This window comes from Caldifarcimen microaerophilum, from assembly GCF_055387105.1.
Window position 1 is genome coordinate 722,358 of the sequence record NZ_AP038914.1, and the last position, 23,588, is coordinate 745,945.

Here is a 23,588-nt window from a genome sequence, read left to right on the forward strand (position 1 = left end):
CCCTTGTGGTCATGCACAGGGATGCCTGCGCTTCAGCGCAGGATGGGCACCCGCTTGACCACCTGGCGGCTTCCCGCATCCAGACGCACGAAATACAGGCCACTGGCCAGATCCTTCGTGCTCACCTGGACGGTGTGCACACCCGCCTCCATCCGACCCTTCGCCAGGGTCCGCACCTCACGACCCATGGCGTCGAAGAGGGACAGCCGGACATCGCCCGCCGTCGGCAGGGCGAAGGAGAGGGTGAGCCCACCCACACCGGGCTTCACCGCGAGCTGGAGGCTGCGCGCCTGCGGCGGCACGAGCTCCTGCACATCCGTGGTCCAGGTGAAGAAGCCCGCCAGGAAGTTGATCATGGACGTGGTGTCATAGTCGAAGGCCTCGGGCACACCGTCCGCACCACCACCCGCCGTGTCCACAATGTTCGTCACGAAGTAATGAACGGGCACACCCGAGAAATAGGTCTTGAAGGTGTCGGCTCCTGTGAAAAACGCATGGGCAACACCGGCGTTATCCTGGGTGGGTGAATCGTAAATGAAGTCCTCATAGTACGTGTGCCCCGCTTCACCTGCCGAATAGACGTAGGGCAGCCACAGGTTGTTGTCATACACATACACGCCACCCGAAAGGGCACCCGTCACCGGAGAAGTCGCATCCCCCAGGAAATGAATGGTCGTGTCGTTGTTCGCCGTCAGCCCACCGCTCGCCGGATCCGTCCCCACAAAGTCGTCAAACGCCTCCCCAATCCCGAGATAGTCATACGCAAACTGACCCGGCGACAGCGTGATCGGCGCATCGTACGGACCATAGCCAAACCCACCCGCAAACAGATCCTGGGAAATCACCAGAAGATTCCCTCCGTTGTCCAGATACTGCGCAAACAGGGCGGAATCGGCCGCAAGCTCCGAAGCGGCAAAACTCGTCATCACAATGGCCTCATAGGGGGTCGGGTTCCACTGGGGATCCCCCACAATCACCGACGCATCCGGAAGACCCGAAAACGCCGTCTGCCAGATGTCCGAACTCTTGCCGACCGAGCCCAGCACGGTACCCAGCGCACTGTAGAACGCCAGGATCCCGTCATCCACGTTGTCACCCAGGATCCACAGCACCTCACCCACACGCTCCCCGATCGCAAAGGACACCTGCGCACTCTGCCCCGCCGCACCCTGAATGTCCACCGCCGTCACATAATACTGCACCTCCGTCCCCGGCGCCAGCGGATTCGCCGTGAAGTCCAGCGTCGCCTCCCACACACCGTTCGTCGAATCCCCACTCACCAGACTCATCGCCACCGAATCCCACGTCGTCCCTCCATCCGTCGAATAATGCAGATACACCGTCGCCGGATCCACACCACCGCTGTCCGCAGGCACACCCAGATCCTCGATCGACGCCTGAATCACAAACGGCCCATCACGATCATAGGTGTCCGAGCGCCCCGCCACGCTCACCTGCGGCGGAAGGTTCTCATAATACTCCACCGCCGCATAAATCGTGTGCGCATGCCAGTTGTTGTACCACCCAGGACTCACGCCAAACCCACCAAAATCCTGCTGATACACCAGCGAATGCCAGCCATAGTTGTTCGTCTGATCACCCGCAGAAATCACCATCCACGGCTCACCCGCTCCATCCGACCCCGTCGTGAGCGGCGTATACCCCGCCACAAAAATGTTCGTCCCCACATCCACCGGCTGGCTCAGCGTCAACCACGTGATCCCGGTCGACGTCACCGACGTGAACAACTCCCCATACTTGTTCGCAAGATCCCACGGCGACGGTCCCGGCTGGTCAATCCCCAGATGGTAGTCCACATAGTCCCCCCGACCATTCTGACCAGGCGTCTCCACGTCCACTCCCGCAGCCAGCGGCGCCACCACCCCATACAGGTCCGCACTCGTCACCGTGTTCAGATACACATAGAACCCCACCGCATACAGCGAGCAGGCCACCTGGCACTGGAACCATGTCGCAAGTGTATCCCCCGCATCGATCCCCGAATAGATATACCGCGGATCCGTCGAATACGTGAACGTGTCCGGAATCCCCAGCAACTGCTCCGATCCTCCTCCCACTCCACTCAACCCCACCACATCCGTCGGCAACCCACCTTTCAGCGGTACCACGTCCACCCCGCCTCTCCCATCCGGCACCAGCAGGGCCCGCGTCCCCGCTCCCAGACTCCCCGCCATCATCAGCAGGGAGAGCGTCAGGCCATACACACGTCTCATTGGAAACCTCCTGTTAAGGCACACCGTGGTCATAGTTTACGGGACCACCACGAACCTGTCAACCTTACGGCGACCCGTTGCCTGAACCTTCACGAAGTACGTTCCAGGTGCAAGGTGGGCATCCAGAGCAAGGTGATGGAACCCAGGCTCGAGATGAAAGGAACGGGTGACGATCTGCCGCCCCAGGGCATTCAACACCGCGACCTGGAGATCCCCGGCTTCGGGCATCGCCACTTCAAATGCGAGTTTGTGCGCGTTTTTGACCACAGGATGGGTGAGGGCGAAAGAAAACGCGGTGGGACGGGCAGCCTGACCATTGGCCACAAGGGCAAACATCCCAAGCTGGTCCGTCAGGAGCTCGACGCGGTCTTCCTGCACGCGACGGGCTTCCACTTTCTGCCATCCATCCGCTGTATACCGGAACACGCGAATCTCCTGATCACGAACCTCTGAAGGGATCTCCAGCAACAGACGTACCGGCTGAAGGAGATGGACAGAAGCGCTTCCCACCTGATAGACCTTCACGGCACCATCAAGAGGCTGAGTCTGAAGAACCAGCAGCTCGGGTGACTGCCCATCCAGCGCCCGCACGAACACTCTGACCTCACGTGGAACCGCACCCGCGGGAACTTCAAGGCGAACCCCCTGGCCTGCAAGGACGGCAGACGCTCCAGGTTTGAGGAACCACAACGTGAGGGTGTCCGAAAGGGTGTCCATGAGGTTTCCAAGCCGATCTTCTCCGACCACCGTCACATTCATTCGATCGGCCAAAAGGCTCACCGGAATACGATACACAACCCCATCGTAGTGCACGCCACTCACAACCCTGTCCATGTGGGCTGCAGCCGTGTCATACAACCCGTAAGGATTTTTCCACACCCCAACGAACCAGGGACCTTCCACCGGAAGGGGATCCATATCCTGCGCAACATCCGCGAACAGGGGCTCATTGGCAAAGAGATAATAAAAGCCCCGAGTATCTACAAGTGGATCCTGGATGAAGCCGGCATATACCTGTGGCTTCTGGAAGCCCGAAATAGTGATGGCCGCTCCTGCTGGGCGATCCCCTTCTGGGAATCGTGTCAGAACCAGAAATGCACGGTCACCTGGAACAGGACCTCCCGACGGCGGATCCACAAGTGCCAGATTCAGATGGAAAACGGAATCACGGGTAATCGCCGCATCCAGGTTGAACGTCGTATCCAGCGAAATCTGATCCCCAACGCCCCGGAAAGCCACTCCATAAACCTGAAGGGTATCCCACACGCGGATGGCAAACCGAAGGGAGTCCACACGCAGGGTTTCTGTGCCGGTGAACTCATAATTGTTATCCAGGCGCACAAAGGCGAAGCCATAGGGAACAATCTGCTCAACCGTAACATCCGTTCCGCGAGAACTGTAGGGCGTCAGAAAGCTTTCAAGGCTGACACGCGGAAGCAGAGCAATTTGACGACGGGCGAGTTGTTTCAAGAAATTCATGTAAACATCTGCAAAGGATGCGCCACCCGTGAGCTGAACCACGAGGTCCTTTCCTGTGGCACCGGTTGCGTTGACAAAATCCGGAAGCGTCAAATTGTAACCCCCGACCAGGTACTTGAAAAAGACGTACAGGAAATTCCGAAGTAGTGGTGGATCATCCGCTGTTTCGAAGTATCCCGACGTCCACTGATCAATCCGGAAAGCCACGGGAATTTGTCCGATAGAATTCAGCATGGTGTCGGGAGCATCAGGGAGTTGTCCCGTCCTCAGGGTTCGCTCGACAACAGAGGCCAGCCCTTCAGCGATCCAGGACTCCTCGTTCTTCCGGTGGGAATAAACCACCAGCCGGGTTAATGCACGGATCACAGCGTCCAGAGCAAAGGGTTCAGCAGGATCGCTTTCCTGCAGGGCCTGCGCATAGCTAACAGGATGGGGCAACGTCTGGCCGCGAATGGGACTACTGGGATGATGAGGAGGATCAATGGGTTCAGCAAAATTGACATCCAGCACGAAGCATTCCATCGAATCAAAATGCTCGGACTGGGGATCGAAAAGTGAGGGATCCACGACGTCGAACACGGGGATTCTCCCGCCTTCTTTCGCCGGGAGATGCGATACGTCGGCCAAGAGAACAGCCACCCTCGGATCTCCATCCACGTCTGAACCCAATCCGCCCACCAGGTTCTGCACCTCCTGCCAGATTCCGTTGGTCGTGAACTGCGAGCTGTCTTCCAGAACCCGTGCCAATTCCGCAACCTGTTCACGGCTCGCTTCAGTTTTTTCCGTGCGCATAAAGTTCGTGCGATCAACCTCACGGAACGACTGGAATCGATCGGTCGTCAGGAAATATCCACCATAGGTGGCCACAATAGCCGTGTCTCCACCTTCCCACAGAAGGAACTTTGCATCCCGGACCCATGAAATGGGATCATGCATCGCCATGCGGGAAGAAAGATCCTGCCAGCTTTGGCCGCCATCTCCGCTCACGAACACACCAGCATCTGTCGCAACCAGAAACGAATCCGGGTTGGTCTCCGAAACCGTGAAATCTCTCACCTCCGACACCTGGGGATCTACAGAAATCTGGGAAATCTGAGCCGTACCAGGGTTCGGGACATCCACCTGGTAGAGTCCACCATCCTGCGAAATAAACCAGAAGGTAAGGGATGAAACTGCTGGAGAATTGATCAACTTTTTGACATTGACAAGCCCCTGGGCAATGAGTTCCCATCCCGATCCCGTCACATACCGAAAGAGCGTTCCTCCTTCGGTGAGGATAAAGACGTCGGGCGTTGTTCCCACATCCCCCAGGGCCAACCGATAGGAAGGAGCGACTCGAACTCGATCAAGGAAGAGTCTCCCGGCTGGAACATCGAAACGGACCTGATCCAGCCCCAAGACCTGATTCACCGCAAGGGTCTCCTGCGCTGACACCACGGGACGCCCACGCACCAGAACATCGATCGCAAGAAGAACCCTTGAGGAATCCGCTCCGTCATAGCCCAGAGAGAGTTGAACTTTCACCGGTTCACGGAACGTGGCTGAAAGGTTCAGCGTCCCGAGTGGCTTCTCCTGCCCCATCCGGATCTTGACGGTATCCCCAGCGATCCCCACACGCCACTCCTCATTCCCGGCTTTCAGCATCTCGAACCAGAAGGCGTCCTGCGAGGAAAGCCCCAGAGAAAGATCCACCGAAAGAGGAAGGTCCTGAACAGGCAGAGAAAAGAATTTGGAAAACCGGGCTCCATTTTCCGCAAGAACCCCCCGGAACGGTTGGCCATCCAGGTATGCAACCGACTCTGACGCAGTCCCCTGATCAAGCGTCCAGTCCGTTAAAAATGTACCCGCATCGTTAAAGGGGCGATCCTGTTCAAAATGGTCGTCCACATACAGGTCCTGGCTCAAAAGGCCAAGACGCCAGGTAGCACGTGAAGGACGATCGTGGACAAACACGGAATGGGACTGCAGAACGTAAAGTTTTGCGCTATTCTGGCTAACTCCTGGATTTCGCGGTGCCAGGGCAATGTCCTGAATAGGCGCATCCGGGAAGGTAAAGAAAGAGCTGGAGGTCCACTTACCCATCGGAGACGAGGGGGCTTTGGCAAGTTTAACACCTTGAAAGCCAAAAAGCAACGCCAGCCCGGAATAACCGAATCCGTCACCCCCCTGAAGTTGGAGGGTTAGGTTCAAATCGGGGTTGACATAGGTCGTGTCCAAATACCAGAGGGAAGAATCTCCAATAAAGAAGTGAGGAAATCCATCAATCAGCGACGCCACCATGTTCCGACGGAGCGACCCGAACACGGGCCCTATGGGGAAAGGCACCTGAAGCGACATGATGTAGAAGTTCGGTGTCACCGTGTCCACCAGGAATACCCCCTGATAATACCCTGACGATTGACCAGCATCACGGTACCAGAGGGTCAATGTGTCCCCTTGAGCAAAGGGTCTGGCCCCAAGGCCATGGAAATAGGGAATCAACGTAAGGAAGAGCACCATTCTCAACGCCCTCATGTCCTTCCTCCTCGTTTACCAAGTTTCTGCTTGTTCAATCAACAAAGCAAGTTGTTGAACCACCTCAGGTGTGAAGATGGTGTCCGGAGGAATTTGGACGCTTCCGTAGATTTCGTTCACCTTTTGCGCAGCGTTCTTGTACAGGAACATCATCCAGTATGCCTTGGCCTGGAGGATACGCGCCCTCTGAAGGGAGAACCGAGAAGCAAGCGCTCCGTCCCCCAGAGGGTCCCACGCAAAATCCTGGGACCCCATTTCATGAATAAGCGTCTCCGCAGCACGCGCATAGGCTGCAACCCGGGGCCACACATTGGGATCGTTCACCGTTTTGATTATTTCCGCTGCAGAACGAAGGAGGTAAGCCAGCACCTGGACTGTGTCGGCAGGAACCCCCGCGCTTCTCACAAGAAAGGAGGCCAAAAGGGTGTCGTCTGCAAAAATGGGACCCAATCCCTTCGGCATACGCAGCGTGTCGCGAAACACCAGCGTTGTCTCCAGCACTACAGTGTCCCCAGGTACATAGTACACCGTGTCCACAACCGTATCAGGAACAGACAGGACATTTACAACGGGAAGGGAGTCGCTAATCGCTGTCCCGACACTCTCGGGGTACATCAGGACCACCGAGGAATCACCCAATTCCCAGAGAAAGACAGACCCATTGGACCCCTGGAAACCAAAGGGAATGAAACCGTTCAAGATCGCAAAGGTATCGGTATGCTGTGGTCCCAGGCGCAATACGGCTTTCCAACCTTTGTAGGTGGTATCATAATCCGAGATTCCGAAAGAGATGCCATCCAGGAAGCCGATGACGGGTTCACCGAAATCAGCACGCACCACAAGAGAGTCACTGGAAAGAGAAACCACATTGACAAGAGGTTTGTTTTCCTCTGCGTGAAACGCGTCGTTTCCCCGAAGGCTGATCGCAATCCCAACCTCGCTTTCCGCTGTCGAGATTTTCCCCTGAGGTAAGGCTGCAAACGCTTTTGCCACGTGGGCATAGGGATCCGCCGTTGTAACAAGTGTCAGGATCGTGTCAAACTTCTCCTCAGCCAGGGCATAGTTGCCTTGACTATAGGCTTCCCACCCTTCGGTCCAGAGTCGCTCGTAAGTTGGGCCCACAAGCGATGGGCGTTCCTCTTTCTTTGCACACGCCAGAACGGCAAGAACAGCTGAAGCAAGCAACAGTTTCCGAACACTTTTCATCGCACACCTCCCTGTCCAAAGACCTGGGTGAATCCAATGCGATGAAGATCATCCATCAGCCGGGAATTGGTGAAGCTGTAATCAATCTGGAAGTTTCCAACCCGGAAGCCCGCACCCGCACGGATCACATTGTTCTGAACGGAATTGCCCGCACCACCGTATCCGGTCACATACCCCGCCCGGAGGAAAAACATGCCGGCATAGGCGTATTCCGCACCCACGAAGAAGCGCTCGGCCTGGTTGTTGGGATGTTCCATGTCCAGGGCCACCGTGAGCCGCTGGTTTTCGTCCTCAATGGGGTTGAAGGCCAGACCCAGACGGAAGGTGAGGGGAAGGGGATAGGTGTCATACGCTTCCTCTGTGCTGTCACGATAGACGAACTTCTTGCCACCTGGCCGGAGGTCCGGGCCGAGATTGCGCATGGCCATGCCGAATTTGAACCCTCTCCACTTCAGGTCATACACCGACCCCACATCCAGCGCAACGCCAAGGGCCGAGGTGAAATCGCCAAACCGCTCATACACACCCTTCACCTGAATGGCCATCACGGCACGGTCCGTGTAGCGCCGGGCATACCCCACACCCATAGCGATGTCGGACACCGAAAAGGTCCCAAGATCCTGAACGGCACCGTCCGGGAGAACGGCAAAACCCTCAAAGTTGGAGGAATTCATGAACCGAGCAAAGCCATAGACGCGCTGATAGGGATCCAGGGGATGGACATAGGAGATGCCGCCAAAATAGGTGGACACCCAGTAAGGCAGGATGGACACGAAAAGGCTCCGCTCGTTCACGAAGTTCACGCCTGCGGGGTTCCCAAAAGGCGACGAGGGATCCAGCACCGCAGCCGTGAAGGCCCCACCCAGGGCTTCGGCCCGGGGGGAGAGTTCCACGGAGAGGAACTCCGCCCCGGCCGTCCCCACCCGGCCAAAGGAGAGGCCGGAGGATTCCTGGGCGGAAGCCACACCCATCACCACGAAAAGAAGCCAGAGACGCTTCATCATGAACCTCCTTTACCGCAACACCAGGAATTTCTTGACAACATAGTCCCCGGAGGGGGTTTCCACGCGATAGTAATAGATCCCCGTGCGAATCCGCTCGCCGTTCCGGTTGAGCATGTCCCAGCGCTCCGAACCCGTGCCGTTGTTGTGGTCAATCACCTTCACAATGTCACCGTCCAGGGTCAGGATGGTGATCCGGGCAACCGGCGGGAGGTTCTGGAATTCGATTTCGTTCAGGAGGGCTGTCTTGGACCAGGGCACGCTTCCACGGAAGGGATTGGGCACAACCCGAACGGCGTCCTTCCAGTTCGTGGAGGTGGTGTCCCCCGCGGGTGTGCCCAGAAACACCGCAACCGGAGCTCCTGTCTCGCTCTTGCGGTAGTTATCTTTGGAGGATTCCACACTGGTCTGAGAGGCGGGATCCCAGTCAAAGGCCGTCACCGCGTAATAGAGGGGGAACCCGGCCGGCGCGGTTGTGTCTTCAAACACCCGGGAGAACGGAACCTCCGGGACCGCTTCCCATCCATACTGGGCCTTGATGGCATCTTTCTCCGCCTGAGACAGAGACGAAGCAAACATCACCGCAATGGGTGGATCTGTGAAGGAAGGCCCATACAGGGCACGGTAAATGGCATATCCCGCAAAATCCACCACCCCTTTCACAGGATCCGGTGTGACTTCCGCCTTGTTATCCCACACAAGCTGGATGGCCGATTTGCTCGTCGTGGCCACGGAAGCATAACTCAGGGTTGGCGAGGGCGGAGGCACCGGGATACGCCAGTGAAGGTCGGCATCCGGATCGGAAGGATGGGCCGGATCACTGGACAGTGCACCGCTATAATAGGCCTGGAGGGCACGTTCCATCACCTGACGAAGACCGGGAAGCCAGGGGTTCCCCGGTCTCCATTTGGGATCCACACCTCCCGAAAGACCCTGCCCCACACCTCCGATGAACACAAGTTTCAGCGTTTCACCCGCCGCGATGGAAAAGGGGCCGGCCGCAAGCAGGAAGCGATAGTCAAACTCGCTCGCACCAAGGTCAAAGGGATGGGGTCCGTATTTGTGGAATTTGGTGGCGGGATGCTGACCCATCATATACTGGTAGCGATCAGGATCCGAGGGAGGATCACTCTCCCAGTTCCACCACTGGTGGGCGTTGGGCTGGATGATCCGGAAGCCCATGGGCCCGATGGAATCGTTGGGGCTGGGAGGGGCGTAGAGCCACATGCCTCCGATGTATCCTGCACAGGTTCCTCCCTCACCCGTGTCGTTCCCGGGCACCGAAGGGTTGTCCCCATCGTAAATATAGGACATGTTTCGGGGAATGGCGTAGTAGTAGTAACCCAGCGTCTGGGCAACACCGCCGTTCTCATCATAGATCACGAGTTGCTGGCTGTCCGGCATGGGATTGCCCGTGCTCGCCGCCCACTGCGCGGTGATCTCCTTCTCCACGTCATCGTCCCCCCAGATGAAATAGCCGTCGGGGATTCCGTCGCAGGGCGAATACCCGCACACGATGGTGGTGTCCGAAAGCACCGCCAGCGTGTCCTCCATGCCGCCCAGCATCAGGGGGCCCCAGTCACCTTTCGTGTCACCGTCAAAGGCCACGAGGTCGTCAATGTGGGGATCGGAGGGATCACCGCCACACACGTCGGAGTCAAACACGATGGTCACGAACACCGAATCCAGCACCCCCCCCACGCCCGGGACATCCGCCTTGGAGGGATCAAACGTGATGTAGAACTCGTTGGCGAGGAAGTCGTTGTAGGGTTCGTTGGGCCACTGCATCGTCCGCTGGATGATCTTGAGTCCGAGATGCCGACCAGACTGGTTGTACGGGTTGTCGGAAAAATCGTCAAACGCTCGCACCACATCCAGGGCGCCCTTGCCGGGCCCGATGTACAGAAAGCCCGTCCCGGGGTCGTTTTCCTCGCTGGGCCCCCACTCCCAGGCTCCATACTCCGCCTGGGTGACATATTTCACCCCACCCACCTGGGCACCCACCCAGAACCGACCTTCCCACTGATAATAGTTGTTCACCCCGGGGGTTCCACCGGGCCAGGAATAGGAGGGCTGAACCGAGTTTGGATCCCCGATGGACCCGAAGTTCGACTCGGTGTTCCAGAGTTCCCCTTTGTCCATCACGAAAGTGGCACGACCGGGACGTGCGGTGAGGGTGGGTGGGGTACCCTGTCCCCCACCGGACAGGCGAACTTTGGCGAGGTTGGGGCGTGCTTCACCCCACCCCATCAGCATCAACAATCCAGCCATCCACCATGCCTTCGACCACTTCATCCTGAACCTCCTTGCCTTCATCAATACTGAAGAGAGATCTCCACACCGATTTCACCGTGACGGGGACGCTGACGGGTCGTTTGATTTCGCTCCGCGCCCTCGGCCGCTGCAGGATTCACATGCTCGCCCGTCTGAGGGTCATACCCGAAGGCGTAATAGAAGTCACGGTCTGCAAATCCGACAGGCGTTCGGTTGTTCAGAAGGTTATAGATGTTGGTGTAGAGGCGGATTCGTCCCACATTGCCCAGACCAAAGGTCAGATAGGCATGGAGATCGGTGGTGGACACGGCGGGCATCCGCAGGGAGTTGGTCTGCTCCAGCGCACGTGCCCGATCGCGGATGGGCGGACTCCAGGGGTCTCCCGAGTGATACTGATACGTCAGGCTCGCTCCCACCGTTTCAAAGCTGAGTCCGCTCCCGAGCGCTTTCTTCAGAGACTTCCGGTAACCGAGGAGCACGTTCAGCTGAATGGGACGGTCCCAGTCCAGAGGGAGTTCTTCGTTGAAGGCGAGAGGAATCCCCGCCCACTGGAGGGAATAGCGATCCGTCGGGCTGGAGAAGGTCCCGGTGGCCCGCATCAGGGTCAGGTTGGCACGGAGGCTGAAATCCGGGAGAAACGCGGCACCGTAAAGGCGCTCAAATTCGAGCTCGATTCCCCGGGACGAGGCAAAGTCCGAGTTGAAATAGGTGGTCACGTTGAGCTGGTTGGGAAGGGTGGTCATGTTGCTCTGGATGAGATCCCGCACATCCTTCTGGAAGGCGGTGATGTCCACCATGGTGTAGGGGTCAAAAGCATGGCGGAATCCCACCTCAAAGGAGATGGTCTGTTCGGGTCGCAGGTTGGGATTCCCCAGGATGGGAAAGGCCCCCGTGAACCAGTAGGTCATGTTGGAATAGAGCCGGGCCATCTGCGGAATCTGGAAGTAATACCCGTACGTAAAGTGCAGAACGTCACGCTCGGTGAAAGGATGGGAGATCCCGATCCGGGGACTCACCAGCCATTTGGGTTTGGCTTTTGCCAGTTTCGTGGAATCCAGGGCCTGGGGTCCACCTTCAGGATAACGGCGGAAGTCCACATAGGAAACCAGACTGGAAATGTCGGTGGAGTCCAGAACAGGCGGGTAATAGGCATTGGGATCAAAGTAGTCAAAGCGCAACCCCAGATTGGCCACGAGGCCTTCGTACTCAACCTTGTCCTGGATGTAATAGGCAAACTCCCGGGGCTTCACGTCCACGATGTCCACATAGATGTTGCCACCCGAGGCAAAGTCAATATGGTTGCGCCAGATGTGGTGCTGGCGAAACTCCACACCCGTCTTGAAGGTGTGGATCCGCCGGAAGGCCGAAACAAAGTCCGCACGGAAACTCCAGATTTCCGAGGAGTCTTCATGCCAGACGAAACGATCCCGGGTCCAGGCATCGGGGATGTACTGATTCGCCACCAGGCTGTCCATGTCCGGATCGCTCACGATGGTGAAATTCGTCACCGTGTCCTGACCAAAGAACAGAAGGGTGTCCTGGATCCAGAAGGTGGGGACATAGGCCTTCTCCCGCTGACCGGTCCGGGGATTCACGAAGTCCACCAGGAGAAAGTCAATGTTGGAGCGCTGGAAGACAAAACTGGGATAGAGACCGTCCACCTCCCACCAGTAGGCGTTGAGCTCAAGCCGCCCGTTTTCCTCCGTGGCTCCGCTCACAAGCTGGTCATACTGCGCCTGGGAAAGATAGCCGGCCCGCACGAGATAATCCAGCCAGCCGGGGTCCACCTCCGGCCGCTGGTCCCCGTCCAGATCCGTCCAGTCGTCCACACCATCCTTGTCCAGATCTTCCGAATCGTTCAGAAGGAGGTGCGTCACAAAGCGGCCGCCACGCACCTCCAGATAGGTGGTGGGACTGAAAAGATAGTTGAATCCAAATACAAACTGACGGCGAATGGCAGTGCGGCGAAACATTCCGGTGGGAGCAAGACGGAACTGCACATCATACGGGATATTCCGTTCAAAGTTATACAGCCCGCTGGTGAACAGTTTCAGCTTGGCAGTCGGGGTCCAGGTGACCTTCCACTGAAGCCCGTCCTGATTGGTGGGGAACCCCTGGAAACGCCCATTGGAATTGAGCAGATCCCCGGAGAAATAGAATTTCAGATCCGAAAGGTACGGAAACGGACCGCCCAGCGCAAAAAGCCACCGCCTGTAACCCGTGTTCCAGTCCTTCCCGGCATAGTCCGCATTCAGCACGTCGGGGGTTCCATCCCCTGTGGTGATGAAGGTGTCGATCTGACCCGGGGTGGATACCACCGGACCGATGGGAAGGTCATAATAGAATTTGGCTTTCTTGAGCACACGGTCCCCCCGCTCGGCATCCAGGAACATGGGACGGGAGCGGAACTCCAGGTTCCCCTCATATTTGTCCCGTCCCTCCCGGGTCACGATGTTGAACACCGCCGAGGCGGCGTTTCCGTATTCGGCACCAAACCCACCTTTGGAAAAGGCAGCTTCCTGAATGGCCGAAAGGGGAATTTCAATATCCGAGGTTCGGGCATAGGGGTCCATCACCACCGCACCGTCCACCACATACACCACCTCACCGGGACGACTCCCCCGGACGTGGATGTCTCCACCACTGATCACAACACCCGCCTGCTGACCAATCACGTCCTCCACGGTCTGAACGGCCTGCTCCTTCACGTCCTCGGTCTTCACCACGTCCAGACTCTGGGTGACGTCCGGACGCATGGCCTGGGTGATCCGGGTTTCAATCACCTCCACCACTTCGGTCTGCACCACCGTGGGCGAGAGTTCCACATTGATTTCGGTGGTGCGGTCGGCCTCCACCACCACACCCTGGATCTTTTTGGTCTGATAGCCCACATAGGAGACCGTGAGGGTGTATTCTCCCGGAGGGACGTTCAGAATAATGTAATACCCGTCCAGGTCGGTCGCGGCCCCCATCCGGGTGCCTTCCACCACCACGTTGGCACCCACCAGAGGCTCGCCCGTCTGGGCGTCCACCACGCGACCGGTGATCTTCCCGGTCGTCCCCGCCCAGAGACCTCCTGCCAGGAACAGCAAACCAAGCAAGCGCAACCAGCGCATACCAAACCTCCTGTTTGGTTTCACTGCAATTTGAACTGGAAGGGGATCATCACCCACACCTTCACCGGCTTGTCCCGCTGCATTCCGGGCGTGAACACGAACTGCTTTGCCGCCTCCAGGGCTGCGGGACCCAGCACCTCCTTCACCTCCGGCGGACGGGCACCGTAGATCTCCGCACGGACCACCCGTCCATCCTCCCCCACCAGCACACGCACAAACACCTGCCCCTCGATCCCGGCCCGCCGGGCGAGTTCGGGATACCGGGGCTGCACCCGCTTCACCACTTCCGGTTTTTTCTCCACCGCCCAGAACTCAAAGGTCTCCTCCGTCACGGGAGGAGGCGGCGCTTCCAGTTCGTTGAACTCGGTTGTGGGCGCAATATCCACTTCTTCTTCCTCCACCTCCGCCTCCTCCTCTGACGTGGCTTCTTCCACCTCCACTTTGGGTTTCGGCGGCGGCGGAGGCTCATCCACGTCCTCCACGGTGAGGTCCACGTTCTCCTGGAGGACTTCAAACTCCGTTTTGGGCGAATAGGGATGAACTTCCAGGCCTTTCACGAACGTGAAGAGACCGATCATCAGCACCAGGGTGATGGTAATCCCCAGCTGAAGGTTGAAGGGATATTCATCCTCCAGCCGGCGTCCTTCCCTTTCCTTGATTTCCTGCAGATTCTTCATCCCTCACCCCCTGTCATCGCCGAGGCTCCTCCGTGGCGAACACCAGCCGGATGGCCGGGGCTTCACGGAGGGTTTCTCGCAGGTTCTCAATGACGTCGTCCACCTTCCCGTAGGGGGCTTCCCTGTCCGCTTTGATCTGAACAATCAGGCCAGGATTTTCCGCATATTTGGTCTTGAAAATCAGGGCAGCCTGCTGGGGATCCACCAGCCGGTCATCCACCGAAATGCGCCCTTCCTTGTCCACATACACGTTGGCGATATCCCGGCTTTTCAGGATCCGCTCCGTGTTGCTGGCCTGGGGAAGGGCCACCGGAAGGCCCACCTCCTTACGGAACACGGTGGTGAGCACAAAGAAGATGATGAGAAGGGTGGCGATGTCGGACATGGACGCCGTGGGGATGAGCACCCGACCGGTTTTTCGCTGACGCTGGGTGAATTTGGGCATGTTATTCCTCCGGACGGATGGCCTTCACCGCAACCCGGTTGGCTTCGGGGACGTTGCGCACCTGGTCAAACACCTCGATCATCTTTCCATAGGGAGCGTTTACGTGGGTCCGAATCAGAACCACCGCTTCGGGCTCCTCTTCAAGGCGCTGGCGGAGCAGGTCCGGGATCTGGGCCGGATCCACCGGCTCATCCCCCACAAACACCTGCCCCGCATCGTTGATGGAGATCTTGAAGAGCTTCTTCCCTTTGAGTTTCACCACGGTGGTGGTGTCACTCTTGGGGGTGACGGCGAGCTTCAATCCCTTGTCCCGGGCGAACACGGCGGTGGCCATAAAGAACACAATGAGCAGGAAGGAGATGTCCGCCATCGATGCGGTCGGAATCTCTGCTTCCTGCACTTCCATCTGCCGGCGAAAGCGCATCATGGCCGCGCCTCACATCTCCGCGAGCACACCGCGCTCCAGGAGATATTCCACCAGCCCGTTGGTGGCTTCCTCCATGCTCCTCAAAAATCCGTTGATCCGGCTGGAAAACACGGCATAGAAAAAGGCAACGGGAGCCGCGATAATCAGACCCGTCGCCGTGGTGATCAGGGCTTCTGAAATCCCGGCCGCCACCAGGCTGGGCTCCACCTCACCCGCCACGGCAATGGCCTGGAACGCCCGGATCATTCCGGTCACCGTCCCGAGAAACCCGAGGATGGGAGCCAGGGTGGCGATGGCGGTGAGATACACCATCCCCCGGTCAAGAAAGCCCAGCTGACTTGCCGCCTTCTGGGCCATGGCTTCCTCCACCACCATGCGGCCTTTCTCAATCCGCTCCAGACCGTGGAGGATCACCTTCGCCACAGGATTGGGGTTGCGACGAAGGTATTCAATGGCTTCCTCCATCCCCTCCGTTTCAAAGATTTCAATGGTTTTCTCCGCGATTTTGGAGGGGTCCCCTGCCCGAATGAACAGGGTGATGATCCGCTCAAAGATGATGGCAAGCCCCACGATCGCCAGGATCAGGAGGGGCCACATCATGGGACCACCTTTCTGGAAGTAGTCGACGAGACCCTGCATCGCTTCAGCCTCCCTTCGTTTGGTTGCGGTTCATTTTCACCTTCGCGGTTTATTATAGATGAGACCCATGGACTTGTCAAGTCCCCACCGTTGTCCGATCATAACGGGCTTCCCAGACGTTTGACCGCGCGGTCAAACGCCTCCAGGGTGTCTTCCACCACCTCCTCGGTGTGGGCGGTGGAGAGAAAGGCCGTCTCAAAGGGGGAGGGGGCGAAATAGACCCCCTCTTCCAGAAGGGCGTGGAACAGCCGTTTGTAGGTCTCTGCCGAAGAGGTCTTCACTTCATCCAGATTCCGGGGGGCGGATTCCCGGAAAAAGATGCCGAAAAAGCTCCCGATCCCTGGAAGACTCGCGGGGATTCCGTGCCGGTGGAAAATGTCCCGGATGCCTGCAGTGAGGGTCTCCCGAAGCCGGGACAGCCGTTCATAGGGGTTGTCCCGCTCCAGGATCTCCAGGGTGGCCAGACCCGCCTCCATGGCCACGGGGTTTCCCGAGAGGGTCCCCGCCTGATACACCGGCCCGTCGGGGGCCACCAGGGCCATGATTTCGCCCTTCCCGCCATAGGCTCCCACCGGAAAGCCCCCACCGATCACCTTCCCGAGCGTCACCAGATCGGGCTCGATACCGAAATAGGTGGAGGCCCCTCCAAAATGGATCCGGAATCCGGTGATCACCTCGTCAAAAATGAGGAGAGCTCCATAGGATTTCGTGATTTCCCGGAGTCCCTCAAGAAAGCCAGGATCGGGGAGCACCACCCCCATGTTCCCCGCCACAGGCTCCACGATCACCGCCGCGATCTCCTCTCCCCGCTCTTCAAACAGGGTACGCACCGCATCCAGATCGTTGTAGGGAAGGCTGCAGGTGTGACGCACCAGGTCCGCCGGCACACCGGGAGAGGACGGCACGCCAAAAGTGAGCGCACCGGAGCCAGCCTGAATCAGGAAGGTGTCGGCATGTCCGTGATAGCACCCGGAGAACTTCACCACCCCATCCCGATTCGTGAAGGCCCGGGCAAGCCGGACAGCGCTCATGGTGGCTTCCGTCCCCGAATTCACAAAGCGCACCTTCTCCACGAAGGGAAACGCCCGGATGATCATTTCGGCCAGGCGGATCTCCACCTCCGTGGGAGCCCCGAAGGAACTCCCTTTCAAAAGACGCTCCACCACCCGGACGGTGACCTCCGGATGCCGGTGTCCCAGGATCAGGGGTCCCCAGGAAAGGACATAGTCCACATACCGTTTCCCCTCCACATCCCACACGAAGGCCCCCTCCCCCCGAACGAGAAACCGCGGCGTGCCTCCCACCGCCCCGAAGGCGCGAACCGGACTGGACACACCTCCGGGCATCACACGGCGGGCCCGTTCGAACAACGTGGCGTTACGCTCCATGGGAATCCTCCCGGGCCGGCATTGGATCCACGCCCTTCACAAAAGACGTGAGAAATGCTTCCAGCTCCCGGGCAAAGCGATCCCAGGACAGACTCTCTGCAAAGTCCCTCGCCTTCTGTCCCAGCGTTTCTCTGAGTTCACGGTTCTGAAGGACGTCCACAATGCGCGCACCCAGGGCCATCACGTCCCCATAGGGGACAAGGAATCCGGTTTCCCCGTGTCGCACGCTGTCCCGAATGCCTGGAGCGTCAAAGGCCACCACAGGGGTGCCGCAGGCCTGGGCTTCCGTGTTCACCATGCCCCAGCCCTCTTTGGGCGACGTGTTGACCAGCACCCATGCCTGCTGGAGATAGCGGATCTTTTGCCCCTGGGGCACCAGACCCGTGAAGGTCACACGTTCCGAAAGGCCCAGATCGGCTGCGATTCTTTTAAGGGGCTCCAGATAGTCCCCCCCGCCCACCACCACCATCCGGGCTTCCGGGATTGTTTGAAGCACTCTGCGAAAGGCCTGAAGGGCCAGATCCACCCGTTTGTACCGCTTCATTCGCCCCAGATAGACCACCAGGGGTGTGGGGGATTTCTCTCCGGGCACATAGCGGGTGGTATCCACGCCGGGCAGAAACAGGTGAATGTTTTCCGGTGGGACCCCTCTGCGGATCAGGTCCTGACGAGTGCTTTCCGAAATGGCGATAAAAGGGGTTCTCCGGTAGACCCGGGGGATGGGACGTTCCATCAGCACCACATAGGAAGCAAGGAGAGGATTGGTCTCCTCAAAGGCGGTTTCCCCAAACAAATGGGGCACAAAGGTCACGATGGGCACTTTCCGCTCCCACAGGGGAAGAAAGGTGGGGACCTTCGTGATGCTGTCCACCACCACATCCGGGCGATGATGCCGGCGCCATCGGAGATAGAGGAGAGGGGTCGTCACGTTGGAGAGATGCCAGGGCCCCATCCGGTGATAGGTGATGCCGTCGGGTCCCTTCTCCACCGGAGCCATCCCCCGGGCCCGGGCACCGAACCAGTGAATGTCGTGGCGATGGGCCAGACGGGAGAAATATTCCCACAGGTAGTATTCCGCGCCCCCGGCGTAGGGGTGAGCGGGGTCCTGCCAGTTCACAATGGCAATCTTCATTCGGGCGGGAAACGACGGTGCGGATCCAGATAATAGTTGATCTGGTCCCGGATCACCTCCCGGAGGGATCGCCGGGGCTTCCATCCCAGGTCCCGTTCCGCCTTCCGGGGGTCCGCCAGGAGGATGGGCACCTCGGCGGGACGGAAACGGGACGGATCAAACCGGACAATCACCTCGCCCTTTTCGGTCTCCAGCCGAAGGCCCCGGTGTTCCAGCGTAAAGTCCACCTCACCGTCCAGGATCATCCGATCCACCCGGCTGGCCTCAAAGGAAAAACCGAACCGATCCAGGACCTCTGTCTCCCCGGGGTTTTCGATCCGGATCCCCCCTTCCAGGGTTTCCAGGCGGTGCACCGTCCAGCCCACCTCCGCAAGCGCCCAGAGCAGATAGGTGAGCACGCTGTTGGTCCTTCGGGAACCCAGGTTATAGACCTCTCCGGGTTCTCCACGCTCGGCCTGGGCCAGATATCCCTCCACCACATCCAGCACATGGGACCAGTCCCGGAAGGCCGCCACATACCCCAGCCGGATCTCGTCCTGTTCGCCCATAATCCGGCGCATCACCTGGTTGGCGATCTGGGAGGTGACAAACATGGGTCCCCGTCCGGCCCCCTCGTGGTTAAAGGCCCGGGAAACGATGGTGGGGATGCCGTAGCTGTGGAAATAGTTGCGCATCATGAAATCCCCCTGGACCTTGCTCACCGCATAGGGAGACATGGGCCGGAGGGGGTTTTCCTCCCGGATGGGGAGCTCGGGGAGATGCTCGGGTTCCGGGAACACCGTTCCGTATTTTTTCCGGGCCCGCTCCAGCTGGGCCTCGTCATAGAACACAAGACCGTATTCTTCGCTGGATCCCGCAAACACCACCCGAATTTCCGGATTTTTGAACCGCACGGCCTCCAGGAGATGGGCGGTGCCGAGGGTGTTGAGTTCAAAGGTTTCGGTGGGATACCGGAAACTCCGGGCCACGAAGGACTGAGCCGCCAGGTGAAAAATCACCTCGGGTCTGGACTCGTCCAGAGCCGAGGCAAGGCTGGCCAGATCCCTCAGGTCCCCCACCACCAGATGGACATCCCCCTCCAGTCCCATCTCCCGGACCCGCTCCGGGACCCGCCCGTCCGCCCGGGGTCGAAACAGGCCAAAGACCTCGGCACCCCGATCTAGCAGGGCCTGGGCAAGGTACGGTCCCACGAAACCGCTGATGCCGGTGATGAGCACGCGTTTTCCCTGCCAGAATCCCATCATTCCCTCCCTGTTAGGGCCGCCAGGGGAATTTCCGGAAGTTGGGCTTCCGTTTCTCCAGGAACGCCCGCTTCCCTTCCTGGGCCTCATCGGTCATATAATAAAGCATGGTGGCGGTCCCGGCCAGGTCCATGAGACCGATCTGGCCGTCCACGTCGGCATTCATGGCATATTTGATGGCCCGGATGGCAACGGGGCTCTTTTCCAGAATCTCCAGCGCCCAGCGGATGCCCTCGTTCTCCAGCTGCGCCAGGGGAACCACCTTGTTCACAAGCCCCATCTCCAGGGCTTCCTGGGCAGAATACTGGCGGCAGAGATACCAGATCTCCCGGGCTTTTTTCTGGCCCACAATCCGGGCAAGATAGGCCGAACCCAATCCCGCATCAAAACTTCCCACCTTCGGACCGATCTGGCCAAAAACGGCGTTGTCCGCCGCGATGGTGAGGTCACACACCACATGAAGCACGTGTCCTCCCCCGATGGCATAGCCCGCCACCAGGGCGATCACCGGTTTGGGAGTGGCCCGAATGAGGCGATAGAGGTCCAGCACGTTCAGCCACTCCTGCCCCGTCTCGTCCCGGTATCCCGCTTCCCCCCGGACTTTCTGATCTCCACCCGCACAGAAGGCCCATTTGCCGTCTTTTGCGGGACCGGCACCGGTGAGGAGGATCACGCCGATGTTCGTGTCTTTCCGGGCATCCACAAGAGCCTGATACATCTCAAACACCGTGCGGGGACGGAAGGCGTTCCGGACCTCCGGCCGGTTGATGGTGATCTTGGCAATGCCCTCTTTCGCCTTGTGATACAGGATATCCTGAAAGTCAAAGCCCTCCACCGGAATCCATTCCACCAGCGGTTTTTCCAGCATGGCTTCCTCCTTTACCCCTGAACCACAATCCGTGAAAGGTCGGCGTAGCGTTCAAACCGATCCCGGACCGCCCGCAAGAGGCGGAGGCGGTTCAACCGGATGCCCTCATCGTCCACCATGACAAACACCGTGTCAAAAAAGCGGTCAATGAGGGAACGAAGGGAAAACAGGGCCTCCAGCGCCCGGGGATAATCCCGTTCCCGCAGGGCCTCTTCCAGCACCCTGTCCACACCGGGCAGGGCGTCCCACAGGGCCTGCTCGGCCTCTTCTTCAAAGCGTGACGGATCCGGATCTCCTGACACGTCCACACCCTTCAGGATATTGTTCACCCGCTTGAGACCCACCACCACACCGGTGAACCGGTCTTCGTCCCGTTCCAGGAGATCCTGCAGGGCGCAGGCACGGTCGTGGACATCCACCAGGTTCCAGTTCCCCAGGGCCATCACCGCATCCACAATATCATACCGGATCCCTTCCCGATCCTCCAGGTGGTGCTCAAACCGGTCCATGAGAAAGGCCTCAAGATCCGGAAGGGCGCGGACGGCATCAAGACCTTCCGGATAGAGCCGGGCAGATTCGGCAAGAAGCTCCTTGAGATTCAGATCCATGGAAAACCGGAGGATGAGATCAAAGGCTGCGCTCGCATCCCGCCGCAACCCGAAGGGATCCCGCGATCCCTTGACCCGCTCTCCCATGGCAAAAAAGCCCACCAGGGTGTCCACCCGGTCCGCCAGCCCCACCACCGCGCCTTCCAGAGATGCCGGGAATTCCTCCCCTTTCGGGAGGTGATGTTCGAAAATCACCCGGGCCACCGGTTCAGGATAGCCCTGGCGAAGGGCGTATTCCATGCCGATGCGACCTTCCAGTTTGGTGAACTCCTTCCCATCCCGGATCATGAGGGTGGTCTGGTCCACCTTGGCAAGCCAGGCACCCTCCTCCACCACGTCCCGATCCGCCCCCACCCGTTCGGCGATCCACAGAGAAAGGTTGACCAGTCGCTCGGTTTTGTCATACAGGGTGCCCAGACGTTCCACCCAGAACACCCCTTTCAGCATGGGAATCCGGTCTTTCATCGGGATTTTCAGATCTTCCTCAAAATAGAACCGGGCGTCTTCCAGCCGGGCCCGAACCACCCGTTCCACCCCCTTTCGGACCTCATCGGCGCGGTCCGCAGGCATGTTCATGGGGGCCAAAAACACGGGCGCCAGGTTGCCCTCCGCCGTGCGCGCCCCGAAATACCGCTGGTGCTGCTTGAGGGCGGTGAGGATCACCACGTCGGGAAGATCAAGAAACACCGGGTCGAATTCCCCCATCACCGATTCCGGATATTCCAGAAGATGGGTATTCTCCAGAAGGAGTTCCTGGTCCTCAATCCGTTCCACGGCCCGCATCCGGGCGAGTTCATCCATCCGGCGGGCAAGCCGGTCTTTGCGCCTTTCGGGGTCCACCACCACGCCGGCCTCTTCCAGAAGGTGTTCATAGTCCCGGGCGTGGGGGATTTCGAGGTGCGGACGAACGAAGCGGTGACCACGGCTTTCGCGCCCCGCAGAAAGACCGGCGAAAGAAAGGTTGAGGACCTCGTCGTCGAGAAGGGCCACCAGCCACCGGATGGGGCGAGGGAATCGCACCCCCTCTCCGTTCCAGCGCATGGTTTTGGGGAATTCCAGTGAAGCAAGAAGGTGAGGGATACCGTCTTCCAGGAGTTCCCGGGCGGTTTTTCCACCCCGGCGCACCACCGCCACCACATACACCCCTTTCTCCCGCTCCTCCACCTGCAGGGCATCCAGGGGGACACCGAGTTTTCGGGCAAATCCTTCGGCTGCGGGGGTCCAGGCATCACCCTTCCGGGCCACGTGAAGGGGTGGCCCCTGGACTTTCTCCTCCCATGCCTCCTGTTCCGGAGCCACATCCGCAAGCACCGCAAGACGCCGGGGGGTTCCGAGCACCCGCAGCGAACGAAAGGGCAACCGGGAGGATTGGAAAAAGGTTCGGAAGGCCCGGTCGAGCTGGTGCAGTGCCTGTTCCACAGCCCAGACGGGCAGTTCCTCCGTGCCCACCTCCAGAAGAAAGGACCGGTATGCACTCACGGATTCACACTCCCTTCGTGATCGGAAACGGCCTTATGATACAGCCCCCTGCCCGTACGGTTGAACCAGAACTGGGTCCTTCAGACAGGTTCCCTTTTCGTTGAGCAAAAGGGATCTCCAATGTCGATTTCCAGAATGGAGGATCACCATGGATGGTTCCTCCCTCATCCCCTATGCTGACTGCGTCAAACAGGAGGTGGAAAGGATGAAATCTCTCATCGGACTCGTCGGGCTTGCTCTGGTGATGGAGGCCTGCTCACCATCTCCTCCCCACCTTACACCCACCGAATGGTTCGCAGGGGGATATGAACAGCATCAGGGAAAAACCGTGTGGCTTGGAGGTTTCCTCCACGAAGCCGGTCCCATTCTGATGGACACCATGCAGGGATCGGACATCCTGGGCCTCCGGGGGACCTACCTCCTCTGGATTCTGGATGGCCATGACACCGTATGGGCCTTTGTCCTGAAGGGACCTATCCCCCAGAACCTCGAACCCGGGATGGGTGTATGGGTGCGTGGGAAAGGGGATGGGGAGATCCTTGTTGTGGAACAGGGGACCGACATTGTCCCCCACCCCGCCACCCACTACACCGGCGAAGTCCTCTCACCCCAGGCTCTGCGCAAACGCCTCCCTCCACCGGAAAAATAGCCGGAGAGAACCCTCAGTCCCCCCCGGCATCCTCCCGGGCAAACTCCGCCTCAAGCTCCTCGATCTCCCGGCGCAGACGTTCCAGACGGTCCTCCGGTGTCTCCCGTCGGCGGATTTTCTCCCGCACCTCCTCTCCCGAATAGGGGGTGAAGAGGCTCGCCAGGGCCGCCCCGAACACCGCACCGGTGAGAAAGGCCAGAAACCGTTTCAT

At 59.1% G+C, this 23,588-nt stretch carries 17 protein-coding genes; 1 reads left to right on the forward strand and 16 read right to left on the reverse strand.

Going from position 1 to position 23,588, the window contains the following annotated elements; translation table 11 throughout:
• Nucleotides 1-32: 32 nt before the first annotated feature.
• The 15 genes from AC6HU3_RS03425 to glyS all read right to left on the reverse strand — a co-directional run bounded on the left by AC6HU3_RS03425 (nt 33) and on the right by glyS (nt 22,728).
• Nucleotides 33-2,234, reverse strand: a complete 2,202-nt coding sequence (locus AC6HU3_RS03425; RefSeq protein WP_497474673.1) for a T9SS type A sorting domain-containing protein — start codon at nt 2,232-2,234, stop codon at nt 33-35.
• Between the two features lie 36 nt (nt 2,235-2,270).
• The gene (locus tag AC6HU3_RS03430) at nt 2,271-5,795 is read right to left on the reverse strand and encodes a T9SS type A sorting domain-containing protein (RefSeq protein ID WP_497474675.1); all 3,525 of its coding nucleotides are present in this window, start codon (nt 5,793-5,795) and stop codon (nt 2,271-2,273) included.
• A 447-nt stretch (nt 5,796-6,242) separates the two neighbouring features.
• Entirely contained in the window at nt 6,243-7,433 is a 1,191-nt protein-coding gene (locus AC6HU3_RS03435) for a hypothetical protein (protein ID WP_497474676.1), read from the reverse strand.
• Nucleotides 7,430-8,437 carry a PorV/PorQ family protein gene (locus AC6HU3_RS03440; RefSeq protein WP_497474678.1) on the reverse strand — a complete coding sequence of 336 codons (1,008 nt, stop codon included), beginning with the start codon at nt 8,435-8,437 and terminating at the stop codon, nt 7,430-7,432. Before AC6HU3_RS03440 ends, AC6HU3_RS03435 begins: the two co-directional genes overlap by 4 nt.
• Nucleotides 8,438-8,446: 9 nt before the next feature.
• Nucleotides 8,447-10,729: a hypothetical protein gene (locus AC6HU3_RS03445; RefSeq protein WP_497474680.1), complete on the reverse strand. Its 2,283-nt coding sequence runs from the start codon at nt 10,727-10,729 to the stop codon at nt 8,447-8,449.
• 20 nt (nt 10,730-10,749) lie between these two features.
• Complete coding sequence (locus AC6HU3_RS03450) at nt 10,750-13,824, reverse strand: TonB-dependent receptor domain-containing protein (RefSeq protein WP_497474682.1); 3,075 nt, start codon at nt 13,822-13,824, stop codon at nt 10,750-10,752.
• 20 nt (nt 13,825-13,844) lie between these two features.
• Nucleotides 13,845-14,501 carry an energy transducer TonB gene (locus tag AC6HU3_RS03455; protein WP_497474684.1) on the reverse strand — a complete coding sequence of 219 codons (657 nt, stop codon included), beginning with the start codon at nt 14,499-14,501 and terminating at the stop codon, nt 13,845-13,847.
• Nucleotides 14,502-14,514: 13 nt separating this feature from the next.
• Complete coding sequence (locus AC6HU3_RS03460) at nt 14,515-14,946, reverse strand: ExbD/TolR family protein (RefSeq protein ID WP_497474685.1); 432 nt, start codon at nt 14,944-14,946, stop codon at nt 14,515-14,517.
• 1 nt (nt 14,947) lies between these two features.
• Nucleotides 14,948-15,373 (reverse strand): ExbD/TolR family protein, encoded by a 426-nt coding sequence (locus AC6HU3_RS03465; RefSeq protein WP_497474687.1) that lies wholly within the window; start codon nt 15,371-15,373, stop codon nt 14,948-14,950.
• A 9-nt stretch (nt 15,374-15,382) separates the two neighbouring features.
• Nucleotides 15,383-16,012, reverse strand: a complete 630-nt coding sequence (locus AC6HU3_RS03470; RefSeq protein WP_497474689.1) for a MotA/TolQ/ExbB proton channel family protein — start codon at nt 16,010-16,012, stop codon at nt 15,383-15,385.
• 98 nt (nt 16,013-16,110) lie between these two features.
• Nucleotides 16,111-17,400 (reverse strand): glutamate-1-semialdehyde 2,1-aminomutase, encoded by a 1,290-nt coding sequence (gene hemL / locus AC6HU3_RS03475; protein ID WP_497474691.1) that lies wholly within the window; start codon nt 17,398-17,400, stop codon nt 16,111-16,113.
• Nucleotides 17,390-18,532 (reverse strand): glycosyltransferase family 4 protein, encoded by a 1,143-nt coding sequence (locus tag AC6HU3_RS03480; protein WP_497474693.1) that lies wholly within the window; start codon nt 18,530-18,532, stop codon nt 17,390-17,392. Before AC6HU3_RS03480 ends, hemL begins: the two co-directional genes overlap by 11 nt.
• Nucleotides 18,529-19,776, reverse strand: a complete 1,248-nt coding sequence (locus tag AC6HU3_RS03485; RefSeq protein ID WP_497474694.1) for a GDP-mannose 4,6-dehydratase — start codon at nt 19,774-19,776, stop codon at nt 18,529-18,531. The genes AC6HU3_RS03480 and AC6HU3_RS03485 overlap by 4 nt, the downstream gene beginning before the upstream one ends.
• Before the next feature lie 10 nt (nt 19,777-19,786).
• Nucleotides 19,787-20,641 carry a 1,4-dihydroxy-2-naphthoyl-CoA synthase gene (gene menB, locus AC6HU3_RS03490; RefSeq protein ID WP_497474696.1) on the reverse strand — a complete coding sequence of 285 codons (855 nt, stop codon included), beginning with the start codon at nt 20,639-20,641 and terminating at the stop codon, nt 19,787-19,789.
• An 11-nt stretch (nt 20,642-20,652) separates the two neighbouring features.
• Nucleotides 20,653-22,728, reverse strand: coding sequence for a glycine--tRNA ligase subunit beta (gene glyS, locus AC6HU3_RS03495; RefSeq protein WP_497474698.1), 2,076 nt, complete (start codon nt 22,726-22,728; stop codon nt 20,653-20,655).
• Nucleotides 22,729-22,933: 205 nt separating this feature from the next.
• On the opposite strand from glyS, the gene AC6HU3_RS03500 reads away from it, so the two are divergent.
• A complete protein-coding gene (locus AC6HU3_RS03500) occupies nt 22,934-23,377 on the forward strand; it encodes a hypothetical protein (RefSeq protein ID WP_497474700.1) in 444 nt (147 codons plus the stop codon).
• Nucleotides 23,378-23,390: 13 nt separating this feature from the next.
• On the opposite strand, the gene AC6HU3_RS03505 is transcribed toward AC6HU3_RS03500, so the two are convergent.
• Nucleotides 23,391-23,588, reverse strand: coding sequence for a YtxH domain-containing protein (locus tag AC6HU3_RS03505; protein WP_497474701.1), 198 nt, complete (start codon nt 23,586-23,588; stop codon nt 23,391-23,393).

Excerpts from the sequence above, each read along its gene's own strand:
- AC6HU3_RS03470 (WP_497474689.1), bottom strand. The coding sequence starts at position 16,012 with ATGCAGGGTCTCGTCGACTACTTCCAGAAAGGTGGTCCCATGATGTGG.
- AC6HU3_RS03460 (WP_497474685.1), bottom strand. The coding sequence starts at position 14,946 with ATGCCCAAATTCACCCAGCGTCAGCGAAAAACCGGTCGGGTGCTCATC.
- AC6HU3_RS03435 (WP_497474676.1), bottom strand. The coding sequence starts at position 7,433 with ATGAAAAGTGTTCGGAAACTGTTGCTTGCTTCAGCTGTTCTTGCCGTT.
- AC6HU3_RS03425 (WP_497474673.1), bottom strand. The coding sequence starts at position 2,234 with ATGAGACGTGTGTATGGCCTGACGCTCTCCCTGCTGATGATGGCGGGG.
- AC6HU3_RS03500 (WP_497474700.1), top strand. The coding sequence starts at position 22,934 with ATGAAATCTCTCATCGGACTCGTCGGGCTTGCTCTGGTGATGGAGGCC.
- AC6HU3_RS03485 (WP_497474694.1), bottom strand. The coding sequence starts at position 19,776 with ATGATGGGATTCTGGCAGGGAAAACGCGTGCTCATCACCGGCATCAGC.
- AC6HU3_RS03445 (WP_497474680.1), bottom strand. The coding sequence starts at position 10,729 with ATGAAGTGGTCGAAGGCATGGTGGATGGCTGGATTGTTGATGCTGATG.
- menB (WP_497474696.1), bottom strand. The coding sequence starts at position 20,641 with ATGCTGGAAAAACCGCTGGTGGAATGGATTCCGGTGGAGGGCTTTGAC.
- AC6HU3_RS03465 (WP_497474687.1), bottom strand. The coding sequence starts at position 15,373 with ATGATGCGCTTTCGCCGGCAGATGGAAGTGCAGGAAGCAGAGATTCCG.
- AC6HU3_RS03430 (WP_497474675.1), bottom strand. The coding sequence starts at position 5,795 with ATGGGTAAGTGGACCTCCAGCTCTTTCTTTACCTTCCCGGATGCGCCT.
- AC6HU3_RS03440 (WP_497474678.1), bottom strand. The coding sequence starts at position 8,437 with ATGATGAAGCGTCTCTGGCTTCTTTTCGTGGTGATGGGTGTGGCTTCC.
- AC6HU3_RS03450 (WP_497474682.1), bottom strand. The coding sequence starts at position 13,824 with ATGCGCTGGTTGCGCTTGCTTGGTTTGCTGTTCCTGGCAGGAGGTCTC.
- AC6HU3_RS03455 (WP_497474684.1), bottom strand. The coding sequence starts at position 14,501 with ATGAAGAATCTGCAGGAAATCAAGGAAAGGGAAGGACGCCGGCTGGAG.
- AC6HU3_RS03505 (WP_497474701.1), bottom strand. The coding sequence starts at position 23,588 with ATGAAACGGTTTCTGGCCTTTCTCACCGGTGCGGTGTTCGGGGCGGCC.
- hemL (WP_497474691.1), bottom strand. The coding sequence starts at position 17,400 with ATGGAGCGTAACGCCACGTTGTTCGAACGGGCCCGCCGTGTGATGCCC.
- AC6HU3_RS03480 (WP_497474693.1), bottom strand. The coding sequence starts at position 18,532 with ATGAAGATTGCCATTGTGAACTGGCAGGACCCCGCTCACCCCTACGCC.